Annotated in this window: 1 protein-coding gene; it reads left to right on the plus strand. The window is 68.7% G+C overall.

Annotated features, from left to right (window positions below):
• Positions 1-1,087, plus strand: a 1,087-nt coding sequence (locus ACFXIV_RS48230; protein WP_379399018.1) for an IS110 family transposase, incomplete at its 5' end; no start/stop codon positions are given.
• Positions 1,088-1,115 lie beyond the last annotated feature (28 nt).

Raw genomic sequence — 1,115 nt, forward strand, 5'->3', positions numbered from 1 at the left:
GCTCGCCGGGCATGCCGATGACCCGGGCGAGGTCGTGATCGGCATCGAAACCGATCGGGGCCTGTGGGTCGACGCGTTGGCCGCGGCCGGTTACCAGGTCTACGCCATCAATCCCCTCGCTGCGGCCCGTTACCGCGACCGCCACCACGTCTCCGGCGCGAAATCCGATGCCGGGGACGCGAAACTACTCGCGGACCTGGTCCGCACCGACCGGCACAACCATCGCCCGATCGCCGGGGACAGCCCCGACGCCGAAGCGATCAAAGTCCTGGCCCGCGCGCACCAGAACCTCATCTGGGCGCGCACCCGCCACACCAACACCCTGCGCTCGGCGCTGCGCGAGTACTACCCGGCCGCCCTGGCCGCTTTCGACGACCTCGCCGACCGCGACGCCCTCGCCGTGCTCGGACGCGCACCGTCCCCGACCGAAGGCGCGGCACTGAGCTTGTCAGCACTGAAAGCGACGCTCAAACGCGCTGGCAGACAACGCAATATCGACACCCGCGCCATCCAGATCCAGGCCACGTTGCGCGGTGAGCACCTCACCGCCGCCGACGCGGTCACCACCGCGTTCGCGGCCACCACCCGCGCCACGGTCGGCATCATCGTCGAGATCAACACCGCCATCGGAGAACTCGAAGCCGAGCTGGCGACCCATTTTGAGCAACACCCGGACGCCGACATCTACCGTTCCCTGCCAGGACTTGGTGTCATCCTCGGCGCCCGGGTGCTCGGTGAGTTCGGGGACGACCCCGACCGCTACACCACTGCCAAGTGTCGCAAGAATTACGCCGGAACCTCACCACTGACCATCGCGTCGGGTCGCAAACGCGCCGTGCTGGCCCGCCACGTCCGCAACCGCCGCCTCTACGACGCCATCGACCTATGGGCCTTCTGCGCCATCACCCGCAGCCCCGGAGCGCGCGCCTACTACGACCAGCGCCGCACTGCCGGCGACCTGCACCACCAAGCCCTGCGCGCCCTCGGCAACCGGCTCGTTGGCATCCTCCACGGCTGCCTGCGCCACCGCACCCCCTACAGCGAACACACCGCCTGGGCACACCGCCAAAACACCCAAGCCGCTTGACAACTTACGGACCTGGGATGTCTAGCCC

Source organism: Nocardia sp. NPDC059236 (genome assembly GCF_042754085.1).
Classification (GTDB): domain Bacteria; phylum Actinomycetota; class Actinomycetes; order Mycobacteriales; family Mycobacteriaceae; genus Nocardia.